Origin of the sequence: Pseudomonas sp. UBA4617 (genome assembly GCF_002386445.1) — a bacterium.
Classification (GTDB): Bacteria; Pseudomonadota; Gammaproteobacteria; order Pseudomonadales; family Pseudomonadaceae; genus Aquipseudomonas.
Genome location: NZ_DGIR01000002.1, coordinates 1 through 19,995, shown reverse-complemented (window position 1 = coordinate 19,995; position 19,995 = coordinate 1). Strand labels below are relative to the sequence as shown.

General features: G+C 63.9%; 25 protein-coding genes and 1 riboswitch. Of the genes, 13 read left to right on the top strand and 12 right to left on the bottom strand.

Features of this window, described 5'->3' with window-relative positions:
* Positions 1 to 11 precede the first annotated feature (11 nt).
* From B4L76_RS00335 to B4L76_RS00305, 7 genes are all read right to left on the bottom strand, one after another.
* Entirely contained in the window at positions 12 to 626 is a 615-nt protein-coding gene (locus B4L76_RS00335) for a response regulator transcription factor (protein ID WP_296229727.1), read from the bottom strand.
* A 210-nt stretch (positions 627 to 836) separates the two neighbouring features.
* Entirely contained in the window at positions 837 to 1,088 is a 252-nt protein-coding gene (locus B4L76_RS00330; RefSeq protein WP_296229726.1) for a DUF1272 domain-containing protein, read from the bottom strand.
* A 66-nt stretch (positions 1,089 to 1,154) separates the two neighbouring features.
* Positions 1,155 to 1,907, bottom strand: coding sequence for a precorrin-4 C(11)-methyltransferase (cobM, locus tag B4L76_RS00325; protein WP_296229725.1), 753 nt, complete (start codon positions 1,905 to 1,907; stop codon positions 1,155 to 1,157).
* 32 nt (positions 1,908 to 1,939) lie between these two features.
* Positions 1,940 to 2,326, bottom strand: a complete 387-nt coding sequence (locus B4L76_RS00320) for a cobalamin biosynthesis protein (RefSeq protein WP_296229724.1) — start codon at positions 2,324 to 2,326, stop codon at positions 1,940 to 1,942.
* Entirely contained in the window at positions 2,326 to 3,012 is a 687-nt protein-coding gene (locus B4L76_RS00315; RefSeq protein ID WP_296229723.1) for a CbtA family protein, read from the bottom strand. The genes B4L76_RS00320 and B4L76_RS00315 overlap by 1 nt, the downstream gene beginning before the upstream one ends.
* Positions 3,013 to 3,021: 9 nt before the next feature.
* A complete protein-coding gene (locus tag B4L76_RS00310) occupies positions 3,022 to 3,210 on the bottom strand; it encodes a CbtB domain-containing protein (RefSeq protein WP_025339304.1) in 189 nt (62 codons plus the stop codon).
* Positions 3,211 to 3,302: 92 nt separating this feature from the next.
* Positions 3,303 to 3,523: riboswitch (cobalamin riboswitch) on the bottom strand.
* Positions 3,524 to 3,622: 99 nt separating this feature from the next.
* Positions 3,623 to 4,102 carry a GNAT family N-acetyltransferase gene (locus tag B4L76_RS00305; protein ID WP_296229722.1) on the bottom strand — a complete coding sequence of 160 codons (480 nt, stop codon included), beginning with the start codon at positions 4,100 to 4,102 and terminating at the stop codon, positions 3,623 to 3,625.
* A 123-nt stretch (positions 4,103 to 4,225) separates the two neighbouring features.
* Here B4L76_RS00305 and B4L76_RS00300 point away from each other — a divergent pair, with 123 nt between their 5' ends.
* The 6 genes from B4L76_RS00300 to B4L76_RS00275 all read left to right on the top strand — a co-directional run bounded on the left by B4L76_RS00300 (position 4,226) and on the right by B4L76_RS00275 (position 9,216).
* Complete coding sequence (locus B4L76_RS00300) at positions 4,226 to 4,855, top strand: LysE family translocator (RefSeq protein WP_296229721.1); 630 nt, start codon at positions 4,226 to 4,228, stop codon at positions 4,853 to 4,855.
* A gap of 21 nt (positions 4,856 to 4,876) precedes the next feature.
* On the top strand, positions 4,877 to 5,761 hold the full coding sequence (locus B4L76_RS00295) for an alpha/beta fold hydrolase (protein WP_296229720.1): 885 nt from the start codon (positions 4,877 to 4,879) through the stop codon (positions 5,759 to 5,761).
* Positions 5,762 to 5,824: 63 nt separating this feature from the next.
* Positions 5,825 to 6,799: a hypothetical protein gene (locus tag B4L76_RS00290; protein ID WP_296229719.1), complete on the top strand. Its 975-nt coding sequence runs from the start codon at positions 5,825 to 5,827 to the stop codon at positions 6,797 to 6,799.
* A gap of 95 nt (positions 6,800 to 6,894) precedes the next feature.
* Positions 6,895 to 7,782, top strand: coding sequence for a pirin family protein (locus B4L76_RS00285; RefSeq protein ID WP_296229718.1), 888 nt, complete (start codon positions 6,895 to 6,897; stop codon positions 7,780 to 7,782).
* A gap of 60 nt (positions 7,783 to 7,842) precedes the next feature.
* A complete protein-coding gene (locus B4L76_RS00280) occupies positions 7,843 to 8,772 on the top strand; it encodes a DNA-3-methyladenine glycosylase family protein (protein ID WP_296229717.1) in 930 nt (309 codons plus the stop codon).
* Positions 8,773 to 8,955: 183 nt separating this feature from the next.
* A complete protein-coding gene (locus tag B4L76_RS00275; RefSeq protein WP_296229716.1) occupies positions 8,956 to 9,216 on the top strand; it encodes a DUF1652 domain-containing protein in 261 nt (86 codons plus the stop codon).
* A 20-nt stretch (positions 9,217 to 9,236) separates the two neighbouring features.
* Here the strand turns inward: B4L76_RS00275 and B4L76_RS00270 are convergent, their stop codons facing one another.
* From B4L76_RS00270 to alkB, 3 genes are all read right to left on the bottom strand, one after another.
* Positions 9,237 to 9,851 carry a Yip1 family protein gene (locus B4L76_RS00270; RefSeq protein ID WP_296229715.1) on the bottom strand — a complete coding sequence of 205 codons (615 nt, stop codon included), beginning with the start codon at positions 9,849 to 9,851 and terminating at the stop codon, positions 9,237 to 9,239.
* Positions 9,852 to 9,936: 85 nt separating this feature from the next.
* Positions 9,937 to 10,224 carry a hypothetical protein gene (locus B4L76_RS00265; protein ID WP_225777660.1) on the bottom strand — a complete coding sequence of 96 codons (288 nt, stop codon included), beginning with the start codon at positions 10,222 to 10,224 and terminating at the stop codon, positions 9,937 to 9,939.
* A 152-nt stretch (positions 10,225 to 10,376) separates the two neighbouring features.
* The gene (alkB, locus tag B4L76_RS00260; protein ID WP_296229713.1) at positions 10,377 to 11,024 is read right to left on the bottom strand and encodes a DNA oxidative demethylase AlkB; all 648 of its coding nucleotides are present in this window, start codon (positions 11,022 to 11,024) and stop codon (positions 10,377 to 10,379) included.
* Between the two features lie 473 nt (positions 11,025 to 11,497).
* Here alkB and B4L76_RS00255 point away from each other — a divergent pair, with 473 nt between their 5' ends.
* From B4L76_RS00255 to B4L76_RS00230, 6 genes are all read left to right on the top strand, one after another.
* Positions 11,498 to 11,824 (top strand): hypothetical protein, encoded by a 327-nt coding sequence (locus tag B4L76_RS00255; RefSeq protein ID WP_296229712.1) that lies wholly within the window; start codon positions 11,498 to 11,500, stop codon positions 11,822 to 11,824.
* A 174-nt stretch (positions 11,825 to 11,998) separates the two neighbouring features.
* A complete protein-coding gene (gene ptxS, locus B4L76_RS00250) occupies positions 11,999 to 13,018 on the top strand; it encodes a transcriptional regulator PtxS (protein ID WP_296229711.1) in 1,020 nt (339 codons plus the stop codon).
* Between the two features lie 66 nt (positions 13,019 to 13,084).
* Complete coding sequence (locus B4L76_RS00245) at positions 13,085 to 13,876, top strand: AP endonuclease (protein ID WP_296229710.1); 792 nt, start codon at positions 13,085 to 13,087, stop codon at positions 13,874 to 13,876.
* A complete protein-coding gene (locus B4L76_RS00240) occupies positions 13,869 to 14,819 on the top strand; it encodes a sugar kinase (RefSeq protein WP_296229709.1) in 951 nt (316 codons plus the stop codon). The genes B4L76_RS00245 and B4L76_RS00240 overlap by 8 nt, the downstream gene beginning before the upstream one ends.
* A gap of 59 nt (positions 14,820 to 14,878) precedes the next feature.
* Complete coding sequence (locus B4L76_RS00235; protein WP_296229708.1) at positions 14,879 to 16,171, top strand: MFS transporter; 1,293 nt, start codon at positions 14,879 to 14,881, stop codon at positions 16,169 to 16,171.
* Between the two features lie 10 nt (positions 16,172 to 16,181).
* Positions 16,182 to 17,156, top strand: coding sequence for a 2-hydroxyacid dehydrogenase (locus B4L76_RS00230; protein ID WP_296229707.1), 975 nt, complete (start codon positions 16,182 to 16,184; stop codon positions 17,154 to 17,156).
* A 77-nt stretch (positions 17,157 to 17,233) separates the two neighbouring features.
* Here the strand turns inward: B4L76_RS00230 and B4L76_RS00225 are convergent, their stop codons facing one another.
* Both B4L76_RS00225 and B4L76_RS00220 read right to left on the bottom strand, forming a co-directional pair.
* A complete protein-coding gene (locus B4L76_RS00225) occupies positions 17,234 to 18,199 on the bottom strand; it encodes an endonuclease (RefSeq protein WP_296229705.1) in 966 nt (321 codons plus the stop codon).
* 129 nt (positions 18,200 to 18,328) lie between these two features.
* Positions 18,329 to 19,210 (bottom strand): LysR family transcriptional regulator, encoded by an 882-nt coding sequence (locus tag B4L76_RS00220; RefSeq protein ID WP_186676900.1) that lies wholly within the window; start codon positions 19,208 to 19,210, stop codon positions 18,329 to 18,331.
* 181 nt (positions 19,211 to 19,391) lie between these two features.
* On the opposite strand from B4L76_RS00220, the gene B4L76_RS00215 reads away from it, so the two are divergent.
* Positions 19,392 to 19,995, top strand: a 604-nt coding sequence (locus B4L76_RS00215) for a thiamine pyrophosphate-binding protein (protein WP_296229704.1), incomplete at its 3' end; no start/stop codon positions are given.

Sequence of the window (19,995 nt, the reverse complement as noted above, 5' to 3'; positions counted from 1 at the left end):
CAGCCGTGCGCTCAGTAGACGCTGTTGCGCTTGGCCAGGTCGACCATTTCCACCAGGGATTCGGTCTTGAGCTTTTCCATGATGCGGCCCCGGTAGGTGCTGATGGTCTTGGCGCTGAGGTTCATGCAGGTGCCGATATTCTTGTTGTTCTCGCCCCGTGCCAGGCGCCGCAGCACTTCCATTTCCCGGTTGGAGAGGCTGGCCAGGCGCACCGGCTCGCTTTCCAGGGAGTTGCTGTTGACCGACATCTGCGGAAAGGTCGAGTAGCCCTTGACCAGGGCCTTGAGGGCAAACAGCAGGGCTTCGTGTTCTTCTTCCTTGGTGACGAACGCACCGATCCCCGCGTCCAGGCAGCGGCGCACGTACAGGTCGGTCGCCTGCCCGGTCAGCACCATGATCTTCGGCACCGGCTCCATGCATTGCAGGCGCTTGATCACTTCCATGCCGTCCAGCCCAGGCAGGCCGATATCGAGAACGATTACATCCGGGCGCAGCTCACGGGCCACCTGCGCCACCTCGCTGCCGTTGCCGACTTCACCGACGACATTGAAACGTTCGCGCTCGAGTAGTAGGCGCAAGGACAGCCGGACGATAGGGTGGTCGTCAACGATCAGCACGGTTGTCATGAGGAAAACTCCTGTCAAGATGTGGTCCGCTTCCTGGATCACTCAGGAATACGTCAACAAATCGGGTTTATCGGACGCGCTGCACGATACGACCATTCTGTTCGTTTGGTAATACCGAGTATAGAAATGTTGAAAACCTCCGCGTTTATTGTTGAAAAGTCCTACAAAGGAGGGGAGGCACCGCCCTGGCAAAGCGGCGATGCCGGTTTTTCAGGCCGGGCTGGTGCAGGCGGGATGTGCCTTGTTCACGCGCTGGGTGGAGGCGGGACTATTGGCCAGGGCCTGGCCGACCCGTGGCGGGCGGGCCACCAGCTGGCCGGAGCAGTTCGGGCAACGGCCGTGGAAACGGGTTTCAGCGCAGGCGCGACAGAACGTACATTCGAACGAGCAGACCAGCGCGTTGGTGCTGTCGCCTGGCAGGTCGGTATCGCAGCATTCGCAGTTGGGGCGTAGCTCCAGCATTGGCATGACTCCTGTTCGCAGGTGGGAACACGGAGTCTGCTACGCCTGCGACGCGCCTGGCAATGCTCACTCGCCAGGGCGGTAAAGATGGGCGTGCCCGGCACGGTACAAGGCCGACTCGGCAAATGGTGTGTCGCCCAGAACATGACCGACCAGGATCAGCGCGGTGCGCCGAAAGCCCTTGGCTGCCAAGCGCTCGACGATATTGCCCAGGGTGCCGCGCACCCAGTCCTGGTCTGGCCAGGTGGCGCGATGCACCACCGCCACCGGGCACTGCGCGCCGTAGTGCGGCAGCAACTCATCGACAATGCGCGGAAGGTGCTTGACTCCCAGGTGAATCGCCAGGGTGCTGCCATGCCGCGCGAGGTCGCCCAGTTGCTCGCCAAGCGGCATTGGCGAGCTGTCGCCATAGCGGGTCAGGATCACCGTTTGTGCGACTTGAGGCAGGGTCAGTTCGCAGCCGAGCAGGGCGGCGCTGGCCGCTGTGGCAGTGACTCCGGGAATGATCTGGTAGTCGATGCCCAGTGCCTGCAGGTGGCGGATCTGCTCGCCAATGGCACCGTACAGGCTGGGGTCGCCACTGTGTACCCGGGCGACGTCACGGCCTTGCTCGTGCGCATCGCGCATGGCCGCGATGATCTGTTCCAGGTGCAGTTCGGCGCTGTTGATCACGGTATCGGCCTGATGGCCCTCAAGCACCGCGGCTGGCACCAGCGAGCCGGCATAGATGATCACCTGGCACTGGCGGATCAGCCTTTGCCCCTTGATCGTGATCAGTTCCGGGTCGCCGGGCCCGGCGCCGATGAAATAGACCGTCATGATAGTCCTTGCAGGAAGTTGCGGTGGAACGTTCACCAAGCCAGGGCGAGGGTGGCCGGCCCCAGTACCTGGCGGGTCAGCAGCAACCTGGCGGTACCCCGGCGCTCGCTGGCCAGCGCCAATGCTGCGCTTTCTGCGACGCCCCAGCAGCCGCTGTGGGCATGGGCGGCGGCAGAGCGGTGGCTGAGCAGCGCTTCGTAGGCTTGCAGTTGTCGGGTATGGTACAGCACCAGCGGCACAGCAAGGCGTGCGGCCAGCTGTTGCAGCCCGGGCTCGTCGGCTTTGAGGCTGACGCTGGCGATGCCATGCAGGTCGGCAAGCGCCAGGCCCCGGTTGTTCAGAGCCTGGCGCAGCAGTGCTTCCAGGGCATCCGCCGGGCAACCCCGGCGGCAGCCGAAGCCGGCGAAAAAAGCCCGCATCAGGCCCGGCGGGTGCGGCGGAACAGCCAGGCGCTGAGCATACCCAGAGCCAGCCAGAAGGCGGCATTGGTCAACCAGGAGGCCAGCTTGAACTGGGCTTCCAGCGCTTCAGGGGCGAGGCTTGCATGCACCTCGGGTTGTGGCGCGCCAACCACATGCGGGATTACCAGCAGCGCGGTGCCCAGCACTTTCAGCAGCCAGTGGCGGGCGAACACCAGCAGGGCCAGGCCAGCGGCGGTAGCGCTCGCCGTGCCGACCCACCAGGCCTGGCGTTGCCCCAGGTCGGCGGCAGCGGTGCCTGGCAGTTCCGGCGGCAGGCCCAAGGTAGGGGCCAGGCAGAACACGACGAAGCCGGCCAGGCCCCACAGTGCCCCGGTGCCGATACGCTGCGGTTCGCGCAGGCTGTACAGGGCAGCCAGGATCAGGGCGAAGCCGACCGCGACCACCAGGTTGCCACCGGTGGTCGACAGTACCCGTTGCCAGCCGTCTTCCGGTGACCAGGCTTCGGCGTCGTGCTCATGGGCTGGCACCTCGCTGCCATGTTCGTGATGAGCCGCTGGTGCCGACGACTCGTAGGTTTCCGCTTGGAGAATCAGCGAGGCGACCCAGAAACTTTGCAACAGGGTCAGCAACAAGGCCGCAAGCAGCCCGCTGAAACCCGCGGTGCGGGCAATGCGCATGATCATCAGGCGTACTCAGTGGCAGGGGAAGGCGGCGCTGTGGCGGGTGTCGTGGGCAGCGTTGTGCACGGCCTCGATGTGTGAGAAACCAGCGAAGTACACCAGGCACAGGCCCAACAGGCTGGCGCCGACGGCGATGACGACACGCTGGCTGAGGGTGACCGGGGTGGTAATGCTGTGTTGTTTGGCGCTGGTGACGGGCATGACGCGTTCCTCTGCTTTTTGGGGCAACGGGCAAGCGCGGCAGCCCCGAGCGTGACTACCCAGGGGAATGCAACAGCGCCCGCCCACCGCGGGGTGTTCATGAACGCCAGGCCGGTCTCCGGGCTTGCGAGGAGGAGCCGGGCTCCTGGAAAGCGTCACCTTCCCATGCCCGCCTGCGGGCTCAGTGGTATTGACGCTTCGCTCGCTTACCGTTGCGGGGGCAGCACCGGCTTTGTCCGGCCCTGAGCGAGGGCCTGTGACGCACCGGTTTCCCGTTTCACCCCAAGGGGGCACCTGAACGCGAGGTGTAAGAAGAGCATGGGTTGGGCGTGGCGTCAATCGCCAGCACCGCTGCGACCCCGCGTTGCGCCGCGCGGGTGTAGCACAGCCCGGCCAGGTGCGAAGGGCTGGATCAACCGCGCGCGAAGGCTGCCAGCTTGTCGCCATCCAGCCGGTAGCGCACCCACTCGTCCTGCGCTTCGGCCCCCAGCGACTGGTAGAAGCCTATCGCCGGCTCGTTCCAGTCCAGCACGCTCCATTCGAGCCGTCCGCACTGGTTGGCCACCGCTTCGCGGGCAATGTGCCGCAGCAATTGCCGACCGGCGCCGTCGCCGCGCTGTTCCGGGGTCACGTACAGGTCTTCGAGGTAGATGCCGTTGCGCCCGAGCCAGGTCGAGTAGCTGTAGAAATACACGGCGAAACCGATGGCCTGGCCGTCACGCTCGCAGATCAGGCTGTGCACTGTGCTGCCCGCACCGAACAGGCTGTGCTCGATGTCGGCAATACTGGCGACCACCTCGTGGCGGGCGCGTTCGTACTCGGCCAGCTCGGTGATGAAGGCCAGGATCTGCTCGGCATCAGCGGCGACGGCAGGGCGAATGGTGACGGTCATGGCGGGGCTTCCTTGGGCACATGTTGGCGGTACAGTGATGTGTATCTATGTATTTTATTGAAACTGTACCAGTCGCCAGCACGGCGACTCCGTTAGTGTGACAGCACTGATGAAGAAAATGGAATGCCCACCATGCTTGCCTCTGCCGACCTGCTGACTGCCTTCGTGCTGTTCGCCTTCGTGTCCTCGATCACACCGGGGCCTAACAACACCATGCTGCTGGCCTCGGGGGTGAACTTCGGTGTGCGCCGCTCGATTCCCCACGCCATGGGCATCAGCGTCGGTTTCATGGTGATGGTGCTCGCCGTAGGCCTGGGCCTGGGCGAGGTGTTCAAGGCCTGGCCGGCGCTGTACACGGTACTGCGCTACAGTGGCGCGGCCTACCTGCTGTATCTGGCCTGGAAGATCGCCACCTCCGGGCCGGTTGGCACGGCCTCGTCCGCCGCCCGCAAACCGCTGGGCTTCTGGGGGGCTGCGGCGTTTCAGTGGGTCAACCCCAAGGCCTGGGTGATGGCGGTGGGAGCCATTACCACCTACACGCCGGCGCAAGGCTATGTGGCCAATGTGATCGTGATTGCCGCCCTGTTCGCCCTGGTCAACCTGCCCAGCGTCGGGGTATGGGTGATGTTCGGCAGCGCCCTGCGCAACCTGTTGCAGAACCCGCGCTGGCTGATGCTGTTCAATGTCCTGATGGCCTTGCTGCTGGTTATTTCACTGTACCCGCTGCTGTTTGTAGAATCGGCGTTTTCCTGAGCCCGCGAGTACCCCAAGCCGATGCAGTTGCTTCCCTGGTCACACCAATGCGCTGAAGGCTTCACCCTGCGTGGCTGGCGAACCCCGGCCAGTGGCCGGCCGCTGCTGCATTTCCTGCACGGCAACGGCTTTTGCTGCTTGTCCTACCAGCCCATGCTGATGCGTCTGGGTGAACATTTCGATCTGTGGCTGAGCGATGTCCAAGGCCATGGCGACAGCGACCATGGTGGGGCATTTCGCGGCTGGAACCGTACCGCGGCGCTGGCGCTGGAAGCCTTCGCCGCCGGTCGCGGCGAGTATGGCGAGGTACCGCGGTTTGCCGTTGGGCACAGTTTCGGGGGCGTGCTCACGGGCCTGATCCTGGCCAGTGAACCGCAACTGTTCAGCCGTGCCGTGCTGCTTGATCCGGTGTTGTTCAGCCGGCGCATGCTCGGGGTAATGGGCGCGGCTGCATTGCTTGGCCTGCACCGGCGCCACAGCCTCGCACGCAAGGCTGCCAGCCGTCGCAGCCACTGGCCCGATCGAGAGACAGCACTGGCTTCGCTGCAGGGCCGCGGTATCTTCAAGGGGTGGACTGATGCAGCGCTCCAAGCGTATGTCGAACATGCCATTGGGGATTGCGGTGAGGCGGTGGTGCTCAAATGCCGGCCCAGCCGCGAAGTGGAAATATTCAGTTCGTTTCCCCGACGTCTTTGGGCCAGCCTGGCGGCGATCCGTACACCCACACAGGTCTTGTATGGTGAGCATACGTACCCCTTCGTGCCCCACTCGGTCAAGCGCCTGGCAGCGCTCAACCCTCGGGTGACCAGCAGGCAGGTTGCCGGTGGGCACTGCTTCATGCAGGAACATCCCGAGGCTTGTGCCGATGCCGTGCGGGCGTTCCTGCTGCAGCAACCGGCGGGATAGTTTTCCAGACGGCGTTGGGCAGGGCGGCGTGGGTAATCTCGGGCTTTGCCCGAGCCTATGCCCATGACCAGCCAGACATTGCTAAAACCCGCCTATCTGCAAAAGCGCTACGACTACTCCTGCCAGGCAATCGAGTCGCTCAGCAAAGCCATGCACAACACGCTGGCACCGTTGGCAGAACGCTCACCCCTGGCTGTGGTCAGCGTGGGCTCCTACGGTCGATGCGAAGTTTCCCGGGTTTCGGACATCGACTTCTTCATCCTGCACGACAACAGCTTGCCGATCGACCGTCTGGACCAGATACTGCACCAGGTCGGTGACATCCTGCGGCTTGTCAGCCACCCGGGGGAGAGCGACGTGGCCAAGTTCGGCCGGGAAGCGCTGGCCGGCTATGCCGACCTGAGCGAGCACATGGGGTGGAAGCGTGAAGGCAGCACCGCGTTGACCAGGCGCATGTTGATGCTGCTCGAAGGCCGCCCCCTGTATGGGCAGGCCGCCTTTGCCAGGTGGCAGCATGACCTGCTGCGCCGTTACGTCCCTGATGACCAGGGCCACGGCCTTGCCAGGTTCCTGCTTAACGACCTGATTCGCTACTACCGGACCCTGATGGCAAACTTCGAGGAGAAAAGGGCCGAAGGCAAGGCCTGGGGGGTACGCAATATAAAATTGCGGTTTTCCCGAAAACTGCTTTTCGCAGGCGGCATCGTCGCCATTGCCGAAGTCCATGGCCTGCCTGCACCAGCCAAGGTCAACCGCCTTCGCCAGTTGTTGGCCCTGACCCCGTTGCAGCGCCTGGCCACGCTCGGCGCTGACAACCCCTATAGCGACGCTCTGTTCGAAGACTACGCCGTCTTTCTCGAATTGATTTCCTCGACGGAAAACCGCCGCTATCTGGACCGAATGACGCCTGACCAGGCCATGGCGGATCCGCTTTATCGAAAGCTACAGGTTCGCGGGCAAGCCTTTTCGTTGAAACTGGAGCATTGGTTGAGGTCGCAATACCCGGGGCACCCGATACTCCACGCCATGTTCTTCTGATTGTCCATCAGGTGGGACGATGTATGTCATTTCCGCCAGCTACTGCCTGATTGGCATCGCTGATAAGGTGATCGCAGCCAAGACAGGAGCCTTTCATGAAAAGCATACTGGGTATCCACCGCAGCCCTCACACCCATTGGGTGGGTGATGGCTTCCCGGTGCGTAGCCTGTTCACCTACGACGATCTGGCCAGCAAGATCAGCCCATTTCTGTTGCTGGACTATGCCGGCCCTCATCCATTCACCCCGACCAGTGTGCGGCGCGGCGTAGGCCAGCATCCACACCGCGGCTTCGAAACCGTGACTGTCGTCTACCAGGGCGAGTTGGAGCACCGTGACTCCACGGGAGCTGGTGGCTTGATCGGCCCCGGTGATGTGCAATGGATGACCGCTGCAAATGGCATCATCCATGAGGAGTTCCATTCCCCGGGCTTTGCCCGCAGCGGCGGCATGCTGGAAATGGTTCAGCTGTGGGTCAACCTGCCGGCGCGGGATAAACGAGCAGCCGCTGGTTACCAGACACTGCTGGCCAAGGATATCCCGGTGGTCAGGTTGGACGGTGAGGGTGGTAGCCTGCGGGTGATCGCGGGTGACTATCGCGGGCATTCGGGGCCGGCGCGGACCTTTACCGCCATGGATGTCTGGGACTTGCGTCTGAATGCCGGTGCCACGCTGCGCCTGCCGGTGGCCGCCGGGCGCAACGCGGCGCTGGCGGTGCTGCGTGGCAAGGTGCAGATCAACCACGAGCGCGAAGCTGGCCCGGCCAGCCTGGTGTTGCTTGACCGGTCGGGTGAAGATGTTGTCGTGCAGGCGCTGGAAGGCGCCAGCGTGCTGCTGCTCAGCGGTGAGCCGATCGATGAGCCGATCGTCGGATACGGCCCGTTCGTGATGAACAGCCAGGCGGAGATTGCCCAGTCGTTCGATGATTTCCATGCCGGACGGTTCGGCCAGATGCAGGCCGCGCGGGATGCCGAGGCCCCCTGATCGACACTGCAGCGGCGACAGGGCCGGTACAGGTCGCGCATTTGCTGGCATGATGCAGCCATGGCCAAGCTCAGTTCGTTGCACAGGTTGCGTCGATCGTTGCCCGGCGCCCGCCACGAGACCCTGTGGCTACGCTACCGTGCCCCTTACCACTGGCCTTCGATGCTGGCGTTCCTTGCTGCGCGCTGCATTCCCGGCATAGAGACCTGTGTGGACGGCAGCTACAGCCGTTCGCTGGTGGTTGCCGGCCGGCATGCCGTGGTGCACGTTACGCCCTCGGGTAATCAACACCTGCGTATCTGCCTCGAAGGCGTTCCGGCGCAGGCGCTGCCCGGCGTGATCGCCAGGTTGAGGCGGGTCTTCGATCTCGATGCCAACCCTGCGTGTATCAACGCGGGGCTTTCTGGCGACCCGCTCATGGCCCGCTTGCTCCAGCAACGCCCAGGCTTGCGCTTGCCACAAGGCTGGGACGCCTGTGAGCAAGCGATGCGCACCGTGCTGGGCCAGCAAATCAGCGTAGCTGGGGCCATGACCCTGGCTGGTCGGCTGGTGCAGCGCCATGGTCAAGCCCTGCGCCTGGCTGTGCCGGGCTTGAGCCACGTGTTCCCGACGCCGACGGTTTTGGCGGCGGCGCAGTTCGACAACCTGGGAATGCCGCGGGCTCGTGCCGCAACCCTGGGCACGCTGGCCAATGCCTTGCTGGCCGAGCCCGGCTTGCTGCGGCGCGGGCAGACCCTCGATGCGCTGCTGTCCAGGCTGTGCCAGCTCAAGGGTATCGGCCCATGGAGTGCGCACTACCTGGCGCTGCGCCAGGCGGGTGCGGCGGATGCCTTGCCGTTGGGCGATGTTGCCTTGGTCCAGGCGTTACGCAGACTGGAAGGGGAGCAGGCGCAACTGGCCGAACGGGCCTTGGCCTGGCGGCCGTGGCGGGCCTATGCGGCCCAGCACCTGTGGGCATCGCTAGGGCCTGACGAGACCGTTCGTCGTTAACTTTGCCAGCTCAGCCGAACGCCCGGCCCCCGCCGGCAATCTTCCACTAAGGTGCTAGAGGATTCCGGCACCATCATTGCTGCGGCGCATGAAGGCCTGCCTCGGCATGCGCAATATCAATTGGCACTTCGCCTGGCAAAGGTGTACTCACACAACAGGCCATCCCAAAGAGAGGGTCGTACCATGTCGTTGATAGGAGTTTCGATGCTGGAGATGCGGCAGATCATCGAGCAGGCCTGCCTGCCTGACCGCTGTGAAGTCAGCTGCCCGGACGGCGCCAACCTGACCATCCGCCTGGGTCAGGGTCAGAATCTCGCCGAAGGCGTGACCCTGAGCGGGGTCCCGCTGCAAAGCCTGAACAGTTGCCGCGACCTGGTGAACCTGGTAGGTCAGTTGCACGCGCTGCGCAGCACCCAGCCGGCGCCACTCAAGGCGATTGCCTGAGGGCGCCCGTCGCGTTCCGGTCAGCCGAGGCTGGCCGGGCGCACATATTCCGGCATCAAGCCATTGAACCAGAACAGGATCATCGCCACCAGGATGGTCACCAGCAGCAACAGACCTACCCCCCAGACGCAGGTCGCGAACAGCATGGCCTGTTCTTTCTTTAGCCGCAGGAACGTCTGCAAGCCGCCATACAGCAGCACGCTGGCATACGCCGAGGCCGCCAGCAGCGCCGCAACGGCCAGCCAGCGGATCGGCAGCAGGCCGACCACGCCGGCGAAGAACCAGGGCGTGGCGCAGTAGGCAGCAAAGCCGATGCACTGGTTGAGGCTGGGCTGGGTATCGAAGCCACGTGACATCCAGCGAATCATCACGCCCATCAGCATCACCCCGACCACCGTGGTGGCATAGAGCAAGCCCGCCAGTTGCGCGGCACTGCCCATGCTCAGGCGCACCCGTTCCTCGGCGGCGAGGCTCCAGCCGAAGGTGGTGGTGCCGACGAACAGGCATATGGCGGGGATCAACGCCAGGGCCAGCAGGCGCGGCAGGTATTGCTGCGGGTGGTCTTCCTCGGCCCGGCGGATGTCCAGCCAGGCGTCGGCGGGGTGGGTGAAGAGCTTGAGCAACGGACTGTTCATGGCATTCTCCGGGAGGCGTGGGCTCTTTTGTATGGAGGCCTGCTGCCCCGGCAGGTTCAGCCGGGTTGGTCACCGTCGATCGGCTTTACTGCAGTTCCAGCAGCAGGTTCAGGCCGCCATCCCCGCATTTGCCCTGATCGCGAACCACGCCGTGGTAGCTGCGTCCGTCCCAGACAAACGCCACGCTGTGGGCCCGTTCAACCTTGTCGGGCAACGGCGGGCAGATGTGCAGGCGCAGGCCCGGGCGACCTTGCAGGTTGAGGGCGGCAATCTGGCACTGGCATTCCATGCTTTGTGCGACCGGGCCGAACAGGGTGTCGCGTACGTAATCGAGCTGCAGGGAAGCACTGGGCGCGCGGCAGGGCATTTTCATGGTCGCGCTGCTCCGTTGCGAAGACGGTTGGCAGAGTACAGGTAGGGCATGGCGGGCTCCAGGCTGAAATGGCATGGCCTATCTTTTGAAGCCTGCCAGGCGAAGATGTTCAACCTGTTTCATGCGCGTTCATCCAGTTTGCACAGGCCCGCTCAGCGCCCGGCCTTGCGCAGGGTCAGGTTGATCCGCCGTTCTCCCAGACGCGGATGTACGCCGGGTTTGATCGGCAGCACGCCATGAAAGCGCAAGCGGTCTTCGCCGCCCCAAACCAGCACATCGCCATGGCTCAGGGCAATGCGCCGAGTCTTGTCGGCGCGCTGCAGGCTACCGAACAGGAATATCGCCGGCAAGCCCAGGGACACCGACACGATCGGTTGGTCGAAGTCCAGTTCGTCGCGGTCCTGGTGCAGGCTCAGGCGGGTGCCGGGCAGGTAATGGTTGACCAGGCAGGCATCCGGCACGAAGTTTTCGAAACCGGCCATGGCCGCCGCCCGGGTGGCCAGGGCCTGCAATACCGGGGGCAGGGCGGGCCAGGGGTTGCCGCTGAGCGGGTCGCAGGGGCTGTAACGGTAGCCCTGTTCATCGCTGACCCAACCCAGCGTGCCGCAGTTGCTCAGCCCTACCGCCATGCGCAGGCCGCCCGGGGTATGCATGTGCCGGAATGGCGCTGCACGCAGTACCGGGCGCAGCGCATGGAGCACGGGCTCGACTTCGGCCAGGGCGAAGCCGGGCAGCAGCACGGTATGACTGGCCAGGCGTTGTGCCTGAGGGCCGAACAGGTCGAGGTCGGACTGGATCATGTGCTCAGGTATTGGGTTGTATGGCAACCATTGTAATGCGCCTGGCAGGCTTGGCCTATCTGTGGAAATCCCAGGGTCTTCAAGGCCTGTACCAGTGCCGTGGGCCCGCCCGCGACAGGCGAAGACAACGGACGCTGCAAAAAAAGGAACCGCGGCACCAGGGAGAGGAGCACCGCGGTTCAAGGGGGAAAGCTGTACTGTTGGGTGGGGATCTGGAGCTGGTAGGAAATCGGCAATAGGTATGCCAGGTATCGAATTCAGGCTGCAGACCTTGGTTGCAATGGCCTTGCCTTTCCCGCAGACAATTTTCAGGCGTGCCGGATGGGGTCGTTGCCCCAGCATTGGGCCACAGCGGGGCAACCCGGTTGCCACGTCCGCCAACAGAAATAATTAGAAAAATAAATGCCACTTTTTTGCCATCGGCCACCTCTTACCCACACGAGCTAATCCTTTCGAGTGGGAGGGCCATCGCCATGTCGTTGAGTTTCACGCCTGCACAAGCGTTGCGTGCCGACAGCCTTTATCGGACGTCGCCGACGGTGGCATGGCTGATCGAGGAGATAGGCGCGGTCCTCGGGGCGGCCGACCTCGCCGGGCGACACGAGATGGCGGACACCCTGTTGCAACGCATCGAGGACGTACTGACCGGCAAGCCGCAGGCGTGCACGTTCTTTGCCTATCAGCTTCAGGCCTGGAGCCGGGAGTGTCACTTGCCGCCTGAACGGGTGGCCGAATTCTACATGGCCGCACGGGCGTTGAGAGCGATGGTTGAGTCGATGTCAGGGGCTGCGTTCGATTGATAGAAGTCACTGTAGTTAAAGTAAAGTCTTGCGTTTCAATGCGATAGCTCCGGTACTTAAATTGAAATGCAACTTCTGGGCGACTTGCCGACCAGCGGCGGCTTGACGAACGTGTACAGGTTTGCTGTATTGAAACCGGTTTCATCACAATCACAACAACCATAAGGACCACCCATGACCGACGCGCCTGCCCATGCCCGCGAACGGGTCACCATCAGCGAAGTAGCGCGTGTCGCTGGCGTTTCCAAGGCCACCGTCTCGCGGTATATCGGTGGCGATCGGCAGTTGCTGGCCGATGCCACAGCCAAGCGCCTGGAGCAGGTCATCGAGCGCCTCGGTTACCGTCCCAACCAGATGGCCCGAGGCTTGAAGCGCGGCCAGACGCGGCTGATCGGCATGCTGGTAGCCGACATACTGAACCCTTATTCGGTCGCCGTGATGCATGGCGTGGAAACCGCCTGCCGGCAGCACGGCTACAGCCTGGTGGTGTGCAATACCAACCGCGACGACGAGCAGGAGCGTCATCACCTGGTGGCCCTGCAGTCGTACAACGTCGAAGGGCTGATCGTGAACACCCTCGGCCACCATCCCGGCGAACTGCTCAATCTGCAGCGCGATATCCCCATGGTACTGGTCGATCGGCAACTGCCCGAGCTGCCCGTCGACCTGGTCGGCCTGGACAATGTCGATGCGGTCGAACAGGCCCTTGATCACCTGCAGGCGCAAGGCTACCGCGATATCCTGGCGGTCACCGAGCCCCTCGATGGCACCAGCTCGCGGCTGGAGCGGGTCGAGGCGTTCGGCGCTTCGATCGGCCGTCGGCCCGGCATGCGCCAGCAAGTGCTGGAAATCAACTCCGGCCTGGATGGCCAGCTGGCCTCGTTCCTCGCAGGCGATGGCCATGGTCCGCAGGCCATCTTCACCTTCAACGGCATTGCCACCCTTGCCGTGACCCGGGCGCTGCACGAGGCCGGGCGCAACCTGTTCGCGGAAGTCGGGCTGATCGCTCTCGACGACCTCGATTGGTACCCCTTGGTCGGTAGCGGCATCACCGCGCTGGCCCAGCCCACCGAACGTATCGGCGTGGCGGCATTCGAGAGCCTGCTCGGCCGATTGCGCGGCGACAGCGGCGCCGCCAGGCGCATCGACTTCAAGGCCAACCTGATCATCCGAGGTTCAACCCAGCCACGTTAACTGGCGGCGAGCGACCGCTGGTGGACACTGGCAAAAAATGAAACCGGTTTCAAAAGGATAACAACAATGTACGCAAACCCCGTTTCCATCAGCCTTTCCAGCTATGGTGCCGAGCTGGTAAGGCGACACGGCCAAGCGCGCTTTCTCGACCTGGTGGCCGCCGCTGGCGCTACCCGCGTGGAACTTCGAGAAGAGTTGTTCAGCCATGCGCCAGACACTGCAGCGCTGTCTGCAGCAATGGCTGCGTTGCGCCTGGAGTGCCTGTATTCCACACCCGTTGAGCTGTGGACCGAGCAGGGCCTGCCTGACCCGCAACTCGCAGACAAGCTGGCATCCGCCCACGCTCTCGGCGCTATGGCGTTGAAGGTTTCCCTGGGGTACTACCGCGACAGCTGCGATATGGCCGCCCTGGCGCGGTTGTTGTCCGGGTCCGGGCCGCTGCTGCTGGTCGAGAACGACCAGACGGTGCAGGGTGGCAGAATCCAGCCGCTGCTGGCGTTTCTCCAGCGCGCCGAAGACTTGGGGCTGAGCCTGGGCATGACGTTCGACATCGGTAACTGGCAGTGGCAGGGCGAGCCTGCCCGACAGGCCGCACGCCAGCTGGGCCGCTGGGTGCGTTACGTCCATTGCAAAGCGGTGCAGCGCCTGGCCGATGGCCGCCTGGCTGCCGTACCGCCCAACGCCGCAGACCTGCAGGAATGGGCTGCGCTCATGGCCGAGTTCACTCCCGGCGTCGTGCGCGCCGTCGAATACCCGTTGGTCAGCGACGACCTGCTGGCGCTGACTGGCGCCCAGGTGCGCAACCTGGCGGCGCTGGGGCGCTGTGCCGCATCGCGCGAGGTGCCGGGCCATGCGTGAACATGACGTGCTGTGTTTCGGCGAGACCATGGCCATGTTCGTCGCCGAACAGGCCGGCGACCTGGCCAGTGTCAGCCAGTTCGGCAAGCGCATCGCTGGTGCCGACAGCAATGTGGCCATCGGCCTGGCGCGGCTCGGCTTCAAGGTCCGCTGGCTGAGCAGGGTGGGCGACGACTCGCTTGGCCGTTTCGTGCTGGACAGCCTGCGCCGCGAAGGCCTGGATTGCTCGGGCGTGGAAGTCGATGCCAGCTGTCCCACCGGCTTCCAGCTCAAGGGCCGCTGCGACGATGGCAGTGATCCGGCGGTGGAATACTTCCGGCGCGGCTCGGCGGCCAGCCGACTGTCGCCGGCGCTGCTCAGCCCGGGATGCCTGCAAGCTCGCCACCTGCACGCCACCGGCATCCCGCTGGCCTTGTCGGAAGCTTGTCGGGCGCTGTCCCATGCACTGGTTGATGGCATGCGCGCCGCCGGGCGCAGCATTTCCTTCGATCCCAACCTGCGTCCCTCGCTGTGGCCTGACCAGCCCAGCATGGTGCGCGAAATCAATGCGCTGGCGGCCAAGGCTGACTGGGTGTTGCCAGGCCTGGAGGAGGGCCGCTTACTCACCGGCCAGCACACCCCGGCGGACATCGCCGCGTTCTACCTCGACCTGGGGGTCGCCCGGGTGGTGATAAAGCTGGGCGAAGCGGGGGCCTACTTCCGTAGCGCCGAAGGCCAAGGCCTGGTCGCGCCAGTACCGGTCAGCCGGGTCGTGGACACCGTCGGCGCCGGCGATGCCTTCGCCGTCGGCGTGCTCAGCGCGCTGCTGGAAGGTCGACCCGTGGCCGAGGCAGTGGCACGCGGCAACTGGTGCGGCAGCCGCGCCGTGCAGTCGCGGGGCGACATGGAAGGGCTGCCGCTGCGCCATGAACTGGAGGTTCACGAACTGCGCAACAGCGCGTGAACAGCGCATACCCCGAATCACCTGTTGCAACAAAAACAACAAGCTCAGGAGAAACACACATGCAAAAGAAAAGCCTGGCACCTCGCCGCTGGTGGTACCTCATCCCGATCGTCTTCATCACCTATAGCCTGGCCTACCTGGACCGCGCCAACTACGGCTTCGCTGCCGCTTCCGGCATGGCCGAAGACCTGCAAATCACGCCTGTGCTGTCCTCGTTGCTGGGGGCGCTGTTCTTCCTCGGCTACTTCTTCTTCCAGGTACCTGGCGCCATCTACGCCGAGAAGCGCAGCGTGAAGAAGCTGATCTTCGTCTGCCTGATCCTCTGGGGCGGCCTGGCCACGCTCACCGGCATGGTCAGCAACGTCTACATGCTGGTCGGTATCCGCTTCCTGCTCGGGGTGGTGGAGGCGGCGGTGATGCCGGCGATGCTTGTGTACCTGTGCCACTGGTTCACCCGCGCCGAGCGATCGCGTGCCAACACCTTCCTGATGCTTGGCAACCCGGTGACCATCCTGTGGATGTCGGTGGTATCAGGATATCTGATCAAGCATTACGACTGGCGCTGGATGTTCATCATCGAAGGTTTGCCGGCGGTGATCTGGGCGTTGTTCTGGTGGCGCCTGGTGGACGACCGCCCGGCGCAGGCGAAGTGGCTGAGTGCGCAGGAAAAGGACGCCTTGCAGCAAGCGCTGGCTGCCGAACAGCAAGGCATCAAGCCGGTGAAAAACTACCGCGAGGCGTTCCGCTCGCCACAGGTGATCATCCTTGCGCTGCAGTACTTCTGCTGGAGCATCGGCGTGTACGGCTTCGTGCTGTGGCTGCCGTCGATCCTCAAGCAAGCAGCGAACGTCGATATCGTGCAGGCCGGCTGGCTGGCGTCGGTACCTTACCTGGCGGCGGTACTGGCCATGGTTGGTGTGTCGTGGGCGTCCGATCGCCTGCAGAAGCGCAAGCGCTTTGTCTGGCCGCCGCTGCTGATCGCCGCTGTCGCCTTCTATGGCTCGTACGCCCTGGGCAGCCAGCATTTCTGGCTGTCGTATACGCTGCTGGTGGTCGCCGGTGCCTGCATGTACGCCCCCTATGGGCCGTTCTTCGCGATCGTGCCCGAGATCCTGCCAGCCAATGTCGCCGGCGGCGCCATGGCGCTGATCAACAGCATGGGGGCGCTGGGGTCGTTCGGCGGTTCGTGGCTGGTCGGATACCTCAATGGCGCTACCGGTGGGCCCGGTGCCTCTTACCTGTTCATGTGTGGCGCGCTGCTTGCCGCAGTGGCGCTTACCGTCGCACTCAATACGTCGCGGACATCAGGCCGAGCCAAGCGCGGCGGTTCACGTCTGGCCATGAGCCAATAGGAAACCTGCAATGAAGAAGCGAATCGTCCTGTACAAACACCTGTCCGACCAGTTGATGGCGCGCCTGCAAGCGCACGGCGAGGTGACCTGGGTGGATATCAACCAGCCCGACGGCCTGGCGCGCCTGCGCGACGCCTTGCCGGGGGCGCACGGGCTGCTGGGCGCCAGCCTGCGGCTGGACGCCAGCCTGCTCGACCTGGCGCCACAACTGGAGGTGGTCGCCAGCGTTTCGGTTGGTGTGGACAACTACGACATCGCCGAGCTCAACCGGCGCCGGGTGATGTTGACCAACACTCCCGACGTGTTGACCGAAACTACCGCCGATACCGGCTTTGCCTTGATCCTGGCTACCGCCAGGCGGGTTGTGGAACTGGCCAACTGGGTCCGCGATGGCCGTTGGCAGGCCAGCCTTGGCCCGGCACATTTCGGTAGCGATGTGCATGGCAAGACGCTGGGAATCGTCGGCATGGGCCGTATCGGCGAGGCCTTGGCCAGACGCGCCGCAGCCGGCTTCGGCATGCATGTGCTGTATCACAGCCGGCGTGCCAGGCCTGAAGTGGAGGCGCTTCATGGTGCGCGGCAGTGCAGCCTGGATGCGTTGTTGCAGCAAGCGGATTTCGTGTGCCTGAGCGTGCCGCTGAGTGCCGGCACAGAAGGCTTGATCGGTGGGCGCGAGCTGGCGTTGATGAAGCCTGAGGCGATCCTGGTGAACATTTCCCGAGGGCGGGTGGTGGATGAGGCCGCCCTGGTCGAAGCGCTGCGTGAGCGGCGCATACGCGGCGCCGGGCTGGATGTGTTCGTACAGGAACCGTTACCGTTGGACTCGCCACTGCTGCAGCTCGACAACGTGGTGGCGACCCCGCATATCGGCTCGGCGACCGAGGAAACCCGCGAGGCCATGGCACGTTGCGCGGTGGATAACCTGCTCAGCGCACTGGCAGGTGAACGGCCGGCGAACCTGGTCAATGAGGTACGCAGGGCTTGAGGTTGCGGGCATGTTCGCGAACACCGGCATAGCCGGTGCTATCGACCACTGCTTCGCGTATCACCATACAAGCCGGCTTACCGGCAGTTGCCCGCCTTGCGATAACCCGCCGCTTGCGCCTCACCCTCGGTGGCGAAGGTGACCTGGTTCTTCGGGGTAACCTGGGTATACCCCGGGCAGCCGCTGGCCAGGTGATAAACGTGGCTGTTGCGGTTGCCAAGCACCGCCCCCACCGGGCCGGTGCGGGCCAGGCTCGGCCTGGCTTCGCTCTTGGCAGGCGTCGCCGCAACCGCTTGCACCACGCCGCTACCTACCGGTTTGTAGTTGGCAGTCCATTTGCGCTCGCCGGTCACGAACGGGTTGGCGTGCCCCATGATCGCCGCAATGCGGCGCTCACGCTCCTTCTCCCAGGCCGATACCGGGTACTGCCGGTCCCAGGCCATCAGCACCTGCTGCTGCTGGCGCGACATGTTCAGCTTGTAGCGGTCGTACATGTAGAACGTGGTGCGCGCCACCAGGCCCTTCACTGCATCCCGCGGTTCGGCGACACGCTGCACGAAGTCGACCTTGGTACTGCACTGCCCGTATTGCCCGGCATTGCCATTCACCATGGCGTAGTTGAAGTTGCTGCGGTCGCCGTTGACCTCGCCCACCGCCGGGTAGAGGTTGAACAGGTCGGCTTCCATGGCGCGGAACACCGGGTCATCGTCCACGCAATGCTCGCGGCCGCCGTTCTTCCAGCACTGGCGCTGGCTGCCGAAGGTGTAGGCGGGCACGATGTGCTCCCACTCGGTGCGCTCGGCGCGGTTTTGCTGTTTGCGCGTCTGGTAGCCGCACGAGGCGGCGTCGATACGCCCGCCGGACTTGCCCACCCAGGTCCATTTGCAACCGCAGTACAGGTCGCCCATGGCACTGCTGGCCTGGTCCAGGTACACCTTCTGCTTGGCCACCACTTTGGCCTCGGCGAAGGTCGCCGGAGGGCTTGCAAGAGCTGGAAGGGTGAAGGAAAACAGTAGGGTTGCGGCGTAAAGCAGTGATTTCATGGGAAAAACATATTTCGATGAGGAGCAGGCATTGTAATGGTTTCGCCGACACTGGCCAGCCTGCTGAATGACGGCCGGCCCTTCATGCGTCGCGCAAGCCCACCGGCTTCAGCGGTGAAAGAGCTGGCCTCAGCGTTCCAGGTAATGGGTTTGCGCGGCAAAGTCGATGAACCGCTTGCTGGCCAGCGACAGGTATTCCCCCGACCGCCAGCACAGGCGGAAGCTCATCAGCTGCGCTGGGCGGAACGGCACGCCGACAATGCCTGGCGTGCGCTGCTGCACCGAGCGCAGCAGGGTGGCCACACCCATGTTGTCCAGTGCGGCCTGCACCACCAGCGAGACGAAGTTGCTCTGCAGTGCCACCTGGTAAGTGATGCCGTGTTCGGCGAAGAACGCATCCAGCAGGTGACGCTGCACGAAGGTGCGGTCGAATACCACCATGTCGGTGTTGCGCAGGTCCTCGGCGGTGAGGAAGGCCTTGTCGGCATACGGGTGATCGGGGTGCATGCACGCCAGCATTTCGTCGCTGCCCAGCAGGATCGATTCCTTGTCCGGCGGTACGCGCCTGGATTCCAGTAGCGCCAGGTCGATTTCCCGCTGTTCCAGGCGATGGCCGATGTCCTCGGCGCTGCCTTCGAATACGGTCATGGCGATGCCCGGGTAGAGCCGGCGGAAGGCGTTCATCAACCCGGGCACATAGTGCAGGCCGAACATGGGTGGAATACCCAGGCGGACTTCGCCGCGCTTGAGGTCGGCCATGTCGCGCAGTTCCTGGCGGGCCACGTCCATTTCGCGCAGGGCCGAGGCAATCCGCGGCAGGAACCGCTCGCCCTCGGCGGTGAGAATGACTTTGCGTGTGGTGCGGTTGAACAAGGTCACGCCCAGTTCTTCCTCCAGGCGGGTAACGGCCATGCTCAGCGCCGGCTGGGCGATGTGCAGGTGTTGCGCGGCTTTGGTGAAGCTGCCTTGGCGAACGATTTCGACGCAGCAACGCAATGCCTTGAGATTCATGCTCGCGGACTACTCATCAGAGGGGTGAATTCATAACGAACTGTGATGTCAGGCATCATAACAATATATTTATTATTAACCGGAGGGCCTACGATGCGCGCCACTGAGACATCCTGCAACATCTCAGTCACGCAGCTTGATAAAGCTGCAATCCCACGAAGATTTTGAGGTAGTACCCTAAATGGCCAAGGCCGCCGATGTCGTTGTGCAATGCCTGGAAAACGAAGGTGTCGAGTATGTATTCGGCATTCCCGGTGAGGAAAACCTCGACCTGCTGGAATCCCTGCGCAAGTCGAAGATCAAGCTGGTCCTGACCCGTCACGAGCAGTCCGCAGGTTTCATGGCTGCCACCTACGGCCGCCTGACCGGCAAGACCGGCGTCAGCCTGTCCACCCTCGGCCCCGGCGCGACCAACCTGGTTACCGCCAGCGCCTACGCCTACCTGGGCGGCATGCCGATGATGATGATCACCGGCCAGAAACCGATCAAGAAGTCCAAGCAGGGCCGTTTCCAGATCATCGACGTGTGCGGCATGATGGACCCCATCACCAAGTACACTCACCAGTTCGCCTCGGCCGACAACATTCCGTCGCGCATGCGCGAAGCGTTCCGCCTGGCTGAAGAAGAAAAGCCGGGTGCGGTGCACCTGGAGCTGCCGGAGGACATCGCCGCCGAGCAGACCGACGCACTGCCGATCCCGCCAAGCCTGCACCGCCGCCCCTTGGCCGAACACGTGGCCATCGAGGCGGCCGTGCAGAAGCTGGTGAACGCGCGCAACCCGATCC

Coding starts and splice junctions, on each gene's coding strand:
- B4L76_RS00310 (WP_025339304.1), bottom strand. CDS start 3,210: ATGCCCGTCACCAGCGCCAAACAACACAGCATTACCACCCCGGTCACC.
- B4L76_RS00335 (WP_296229727.1), bottom strand. CDS start 626: ATGACAACCGTGCTGATCGTTGACGACCACCCTATCGTCCGGCTGTCC.
- B4L76_RS00330 (WP_296229726.1), bottom strand. CDS start 1,088: ATGCTGGAGCTACGCCCCAACTGCGAATGCTGCGATACCGACCTGCCA.
- B4L76_RS00275 (WP_296229716.1), top strand. CDS start 8,956: ATGTCGTTGATAGGAGTTTCGATGCTGGAGATGCGGCAGATCATCGAG.
- B4L76_RS00265 (WP_225777660.1), bottom strand. CDS start 10,224: ATGAAAATGCCCTGCCGCGCGCCCAGTGCTTCCCTGCAGCTCGATTAC.
- B4L76_RS00280 (WP_296229717.1), top strand. CDS start 7,843: ATGGCCAAGCTCAGTTCGTTGCACAGGTTGCGTCGATCGTTGCCCGGC.
- B4L76_RS00230 (WP_296229707.1), top strand. CDS start 16,182: ATGAAGAAGCGAATCGTCCTGTACAAACACCTGTCCGACCAGTTGATG.
- B4L76_RS00290 (WP_296229719.1), top strand. CDS start 5,825: ATGACCAGCCAGACATTGCTAAAACCCGCCTATCTGCAAAAGCGCTAC.
- B4L76_RS00305 (WP_296229722.1), bottom strand. CDS start 4,102: ATGACCGTCACCATTCGCCCTGCCGTCGCCGCTGATGCCGAGCAGATC.
- B4L76_RS00295 (WP_296229720.1), top strand. CDS start 4,877: ATGCAGTTGCTTCCCTGGTCACACCAATGCGCTGAAGGCTTCACCCTG.
- B4L76_RS00245 (WP_296229710.1), top strand. CDS start 13,085: ATGTACGCAAACCCCGTTTCCATCAGCCTTTCCAGCTATGGTGCCGAG.
- B4L76_RS00320 (WP_296229724.1), bottom strand. CDS start 2,326: ATGCGGGCTTTTTTCGCCGGCTTCGGCTGCCGCCGGGGTTGCCCGGCG.
- B4L76_RS00240 (WP_296229709.1), top strand. CDS start 13,869: ATGCGTGAACATGACGTGCTGTGTTTCGGCGAGACCATGGCCATGTTC.
- B4L76_RS00235 (WP_296229708.1), top strand. CDS start 14,879: ATGCAAAAGAAAAGCCTGGCACCTCGCCGCTGGTGGTACCTCATCCCG.
- B4L76_RS00270 (WP_296229715.1), bottom strand. CDS start 9,851: ATGAACAGTCCGTTGCTCAAGCTCTTCACCCACCCCGCCGACGCCTGG.
- B4L76_RS00220 (WP_186676900.1), bottom strand. CDS start 19,210: ATGAATCTCAAGGCATTGCGTTGCTGCGTCGAAATCGTTCGCCAAGGC.
- cobM (WP_296229725.1), bottom strand. CDS start 1,907: ATGACGGTCTATTTCATCGGCGCCGGGCCCGGCGACCCGGAACTGATC.
- B4L76_RS00285 (WP_296229718.1), top strand. CDS start 6,895: ATGAAAAGCATACTGGGTATCCACCGCAGCCCTCACACCCATTGGGTG.
- B4L76_RS00300 (WP_296229721.1), top strand. CDS start 4,226: ATGCCCACCATGCTTGCCTCTGCCGACCTGCTGACTGCCTTCGTGCTG.
- alkB (WP_296229713.1), bottom strand. CDS start 11,024: ATGATCCAGTCCGACCTCGACCTGTTCGGCCCTCAGGCACAACGCCTG.
- B4L76_RS00315 (WP_296229723.1), bottom strand. CDS start 3,012: ATGATCATGCGCATTGCCCGCACCGCGGGTTTCAGCGGGCTGCTTGCG.
- B4L76_RS00225 (WP_296229705.1), bottom strand. CDS start 18,199: ATGAAATCACTGCTTTACGCCGCAACCCTACTGTTTTCCTTCACCCTT.
- ptxS (WP_296229711.1), top strand. CDS start 11,999: ATGACCGACGCGCCTGCCCATGCCCGCGAACGGGTCACCATCAGCGAA.
- B4L76_RS00255 (WP_296229712.1), top strand. CDS start 11,498: ATGTCGTTGAGTTTCACGCCTGCACAAGCGTTGCGTGCCGACAGCCTT.